The following is a 4,956-nucleotide window of genomic DNA, read 5'->3' as shown; positions in this document are numbered from 1 at the left end:
AGGGATCGCCGGGCTTCACCGCCGGATTGTTCCGCTTCCAGTCGATCTCCTTCCGCCGGACGTCGGCGTACCCCTTGGAGAGCAGCGGCTGGAGCGGCTCCGCGGGCGGGAAGTAGGGATCGCCGTAGTAGAAGTCGCGGTCGGCGAAGGCGAGGCTCATCACCTGGTAGAGGGTATGGATGTAGCGGGTGCTGTTGAGCCCCATGCCGCGCAGGTCCATCGGCTCGAGCAGGTTGAGCGCCTGGAGCATGGCCGGCCCCTGCGTCCAGGCGGTGAGCTTGTAGACGTCGTAGCCGCGGTAGGTGGCGTGCGCCGGCTCCTCGATGCGCACCCGCCAGCCGGCCAGGTCCTCCATGGTGATCAGCCCGCCCTGCTCGCGCGTCCCCCGCACCAGCTCGCGCGCGATGTCGCCGCGGTAGAAGCGGTCGTACGCGGCCATGATCGCGTCGTGCCGGTTCTTTCCCGCGGCCAGCGCCTGCTGCTCGGCGTCGACCAGCTTGCGCAGCGTGGCGGCAAGGTCCGGCTGGCGGAAGATCTCGCCGATGGCGGGGCCCTCGCGCGGCTGGCCGGGGTGGACGAGGAAGAGCGCGCGCGAGTACGGCCACTGCCGGATCTGCTCCTTGTTGCGCTCGATGGAGTTCGACGCCTCGTCCTCCATCGGGTAGCCGTCGGCCATCTCGATGGCGGGCGCGAGGACGTCCTTCAGCGACATCGTGCCGTACTCGGCCAGCATGGTCAGGATGCCGCCCGGGGTTCCCGGCGTGACCGCCGCCAGCGGCCCGTACTCGGGGGGATACCGCATCCCCTTCGAGTGGTAGAATTCGGGCGTGGCGCCGCTCGGGGCGACTCCGAGCGCGTTGATGCCGATCACCCGCCCCGTGTGGGGATTGTAGATCAGCGCCTGCGTCTCGCCGCCCCAGCTCAGCACGTCCCACATGGTGCTGGTGGCGGCGATCATGGCGCACGCCGCGTCCACCGCGTTGCCGCCCTTCTGGAAGATCATGGCGCCGGCGGTCGCGGCGATCGGCTTGCCCGTCACGGCCACCCAGTGCCGCCCGTGCAGCACCGGCTTCACCGTCCGCTGCGCCGCGCCGGGCGACGCGGCGGCGAGAAGGAGCAGGGCGGCGAGGAGACGGGCGGCGGCGCTGAGTCGCATACGGCGGGCTCCGGAGCTTGGGTCGCACGGTGGAAAACGGTGCGGGGACGGTAGCTGTCCCGCGCCGCGTCCGCAAATCCCGGCGCGGGCCGATAGCTTACGGCAGGCGCGTGACGGCCACGCGGTCGTGCTCGCGCGCGGTGGCGGGGAGGCGCTCCAGCCCCGGCCAGCTCCGCCGGCGCGCGCCCTCGGCCAGGTACGCAGCGAACGCAGCGCGCGTCGCCGCGTCGGCGGCGACGGCCAGCACCTCGAAGCGGCGGCCGGCGTCCTGCTCCACGCCCAGCCGGGCCAGCGCGTTCCAGCCGCCGCCCGCCTGCACGTCGGCCGGGCGGTCCTGCGGATAGTAGCGCGCGGTCGAGGGGATGTAGACCACCACCCAGACCGAGTCGCCCGGCGGCAGGTTGCGCGAGGTGCCGCGGATCGTCTCCTGGATGGCCGCGCGGCCGCCGTCGGCCGGGTGCGTGATGCGCAGCTCGGGCGCGGTCCGGCGGATCAGGCGCGGAAGCGCCGCCCCGGCCACGCCACCCACCAGCATCCCCAGGCAGATGTAGAAGAGGATTCCCGCGCGCGGAGACTTCGCCGTGCGCCGGCGCCGGCCGAGCGCGTCGGGGGCCTCCGCGCGCGCCAGCCTGTGCTCGACCACCTTCACCGTAACCGAGCCGGCGAGACCGATCACCGCGACCATCACGGGCGTGAGCTGCGCGAGCGAGGTGCTCATGATCTCCTCCCCGATGAAGCGAGGCGGATCGGCCATCGCGGCCGGCGGCCGAGCCACCGCGAGGTTCCACGAACCACGATAATCCGCGGTACGACGCGATCAAGAAGCGCGTTCTCCGCTTCTCATTGGACGATGCTGGACGAGGGATTTCTCACGGGAGAGGTGAATCACGGGCGCGCGACGCCGTCCCCGGCGAGGATCGAGAACCCTGGCCGCGGCTGATGACAGAAATCAGATCGCCTGAGCCACCAGGCTCACCTCCGCCCGGCGAGCGCGATGCCGGCCCCCGCGCCCACCAGCAGCGCGCCGGAGATGCGGTTGGTGGTGCGCGCGAACGAGGGGCGGTGCGCCAGCCGCGCCGCGCGCCCGGCGAACACGCCGTAGGCGGCCAGCACGAAGAACTCGGCCACGACGGAGCTGGCGCCCAGGATCAGCACCTGCCATCCGACCGCGGCGCGCGGGTCGATGAACTGCGGCAGCAGCGCGGTGAAGAACACCAGCGCCTTGGGGTTCGCCGCCTGCAGCACGAAGCCGCGCCCCAGCATCCGCGGCCCGCTCACCTCCGGCGCGGCGCCCGCCGATCCGTCCGCGGCGATGCCGGCGCCGCGGCCCAGGAAGGTCGCCGCGCCCAGCCACACCAGGTACGCCGCGCCGGCCCACTTCACCACGGTGAACAGGTCGTGCGAGGCCAGCAGGAGCGCGCCCAGCCCCGTCGCGGAGAGGGCGAAGTAGAAGGCGTTCCCGCTCAGGATCCCCAGGTTGGCCCAGAGCGACCGCGCCGCCCCGTGCCGCAGCCCCTGCGCGACCACGAACAGCACCGCCGGCCCGGGCGTCAGCGACAGCACGATCTCCATCACCACGAACGCGCCCCACCGCTGCCACGTCATCGCGCGCTCCGGGTGGACGAGAATCGATCGATCGCCATCTCCCTTATCCCCATCTCTCCAAGTAAGTAGCCGGAAGTTTTGTCGATTCGGCAGAAGCGATCCTCGCCACCGGTGAACTCAGCGCGATCTCCTCGATCTCCGCGTCTCCCCAACGTTGATTTCTCACGCGGAGACGCGGAGAACTCCGTGCCGTGACGAATCCTCCGCGTCTCCGCGTCTCCGCGTGAGATCAACGATGTAGCGGTCGAGCGAGGATGTAATTCGACAAGACTTTTGCGTACAGACCTGGCTCGTACGTGCGTTTCTTCGGCGGACGCGCGTCGACGGCGATAGATCCTTCGGCCTGCAACCCGTTGTGCCAGAAAGGCTACAGTGTGGTCGGCCTCAGGATGACGTCTCTCGGGGGTTGATCTGATGCGACGCCGCTAGCGTCGCACAGCACTCACGCACTCACGCACTCACGCACTTCCGCACTTCCGCACTTCCGCACTTCCGTTCATCATCCCACGCGAAGCCGGTAGACGCCTTCCGCGCCAGAGGATTCGTCGCGGGTGAAGCCCATCCGGCGCAGGTACTCGGCGTGGCCGGCGGTCCCCGCGGGGCTCACGATGGTGTGGATGCCGCGCTCGCGGAAGAAGTCGGCGCGCTCGCCGTACAGGTACCGGCCGATCTTGAAGTCGCGGTAGGCGGGGATCACGTAGTCCAGCCGCACCCACAGGCACCCGTCGCCGCGCGGCTCGCCGATGAACAGCCCGGCCGGCACCAGGTCGCGCAGCACGAACAGCGTCATCTCCCCGCGCTCCGGCGCGTGCGCGAAGCCGGGAAGAAAGCGCCGCACGTCGCCGGCGTGGACGGCAAGGAAGTAGCGCAGGTACTCGGAATCCGGCTCGATCACCAGGATGCGGAAGTATTCGCGCGCGCGCAGCATCTTCCACAGATAGAAGAGGTTGATGACGACGATGAACCCGTTCACCGCCGCCACCGGGTACGCCCCGATCAGCGCGCCGTAGAGCGTGAAGGCGAGCGATCCCACCAGGTTGATCACCCGCAGCCGCACGATGCGGCTCATCATCAGCGACACGGCCACCAGCACCGAGGCCACGTATCCCAGCAGCTCCAGCCAGAGCTTTCCGTCCATTCCGCCGATCCGTCCGTCGAATGTGAATCCCGCCCGAGCGTCGGGGAATACGCCGCGGATGCGCGAACGGCAAGGCCCGGCGCGCACATCCGCCTGTTGGCAAAGGGATTGCGAACCTCCCGGTCGGCACGGGGAGGCGGGACCGGAATCAGCGACGGGGAGAAAGGCCGATGCGCCTGAACACGGGGGGAAGCAGCAACGTCGAGGACCGCCGCGGCATGGGCGGCGGCCTGGCGGCGGGCGGTGGCGTGGGCGCCATCATCCTGGGGCTGCTGTACATGCTGCTGGGCGGCAACCCGGGCGACGTCCAGCAGGGGCCGCAGCCGGACAGCAACGCCGGGGCGCCCACGCAGCAGAACGACGCCGCCAGCCAGTTCGTCGGCAAGGTGCTGCGCAGCACCGAGCTCACCTGGGCGGACCTGTTCCAGAAGATGGGGCGCCAGTACCAGGACCCGCGGCTGGTGCTGTACAGCGGCGCGTACCCTTCCGCGTGCGGGCTGGGGCAGGCGGCCATGGGCCCGTTCTACTGCCCGAACGACCAGAAGGTGTACCTGGACATGAGCTTCTTCGACGAGCTGGACCGGCGCTTCCACGCGCCCGGGCAGTTCGCCGACGCCTACGTGATCGCGCACGAGGTGGGGCACCACGTGCAGAACCAGCTGGGCATCTCGCAGCAGGTGCAGCAGGCCGAGCAGGCGGCCAGCAGCAAGGCCGAGGCGAACTCGTACTCCGTCCGGCTGGAGCTGCAGGCCGACTGCTTCGCCGGCGTGTGGGCCAACCAGGCGCGCCAGCGCGGCGAGATCGTGCTGGAGCAGGGCGACGTGGAGAGCGCGCTGAACGCCGCCAGCGCCATCGGCGACGACAAGCTGCAGCAGGAGGCGCAGGGCCGCGTGGTCCCCGAGTCGTTCACGCACGGCAGCTCCGCGCAGCGCGTGGAATGGTTCTCGCGCGGCCTCCAGTCCGGCGACCCGCGCCAGTGCGACACGTTCGAGGGGCGAACGGGCTGAGGAGAAAGTGCGGGAGTGCGGAAGTGCGGAAGTGGGGGGGGGGGGGGGGG

General features: G+C 70.5%; 5 protein-coding genes. 1 reads left to right on the top strand and 4 read right to left on the bottom strand.

Going from position 1 to position 4,956, the window contains the following annotated elements:
• From VLK66_RS22880 to VLK66_RS22865, 4 genes are all read right to left on the bottom strand, one after another.
• Positions 1-1,156 (bottom strand): gamma-glutamyltransferase family protein (locus VLK66_RS22880; RefSeq protein ID WP_325311811.1); only part of this gene is annotated, 1,156 nt, incomplete at its 3' end.
• Between the two features lie 97 nt (positions 1,157-1,253).
• The gene (locus VLK66_RS22875; RefSeq protein WP_325311810.1) at positions 1,254-1,874 is read right to left on the bottom strand and encodes a hypothetical protein; all 621 of its coding nucleotides are present in this window, start codon (positions 1,872-1,874) and stop codon (positions 1,254-1,256) included.
• Positions 1,875-2,128: 254 nt separating this feature from the next.
• Complete coding sequence (locus tag VLK66_RS22870) at positions 2,129-2,761, bottom strand: LysE family translocator (RefSeq protein ID WP_325311809.1); 633 nt, start codon at positions 2,759-2,761, stop codon at positions 2,129-2,131.
• Positions 2,762-3,260: 499 nt separating this feature from the next.
• A complete protein-coding gene (locus VLK66_RS22865) occupies positions 3,261-3,899 on the bottom strand; it encodes a YgjV family protein (protein WP_325311808.1) in 639 nt (212 codons plus the stop codon).
• 170 nt (positions 3,900-4,069) lie between these two features.
• Between VLK66_RS22865 and ypfJ the strand changes: the two genes are divergently transcribed.
• Positions 4,070-4,906, top strand: coding sequence for a KPN_02809 family neutral zinc metallopeptidase (gene ypfJ / locus VLK66_RS22860; protein ID WP_325311807.1), 837 nt, complete (start codon positions 4,070-4,072; stop codon positions 4,904-4,906).
• The last annotated feature ends 50 nt before the right edge of the window (positions 4,907-4,956 follow it).

Origin of the sequence: Longimicrobium sp. (assembly GCF_035474595.1) — a bacterium.
Lineage (GTDB): Bacteria > Gemmatimonadota > Gemmatimonadetes > Longimicrobiales > Longimicrobiaceae > Longimicrobium.
This window is presented reverse-complemented; position numbering and strand designations above follow the sequence as displayed.

Bases quoted from the DNA above. Each gene is read 5' to 3' on its own strand.
- VLK66_RS22875 (WP_325311810.1), bottom strand. From the start codon at position 1,874: ATGAGCACCTCGCTCGCGCAGCTCACGCCCGTGATGGTCGCGGTGATC.
- VLK66_RS22870 (WP_325311809.1), bottom strand. From the start codon at position 2,761: ATGACGTGGCAGCGGTGGGGCGCGTTCGTGGTGATGGAGATCGTGCTG.
- VLK66_RS22865 (WP_325311808.1), bottom strand. From the start codon at position 3,899: ATGGACGGAAAGCTCTGGCTGGAGCTGCTGGGATACGTGGCCTCGGTG.
- ypfJ (WP_325311807.1), top strand. From the start codon at position 4,070: ATGCGCCTGAACACGGGGGGAAGCAGCAACGTCGAGGACCGCCGCGGC.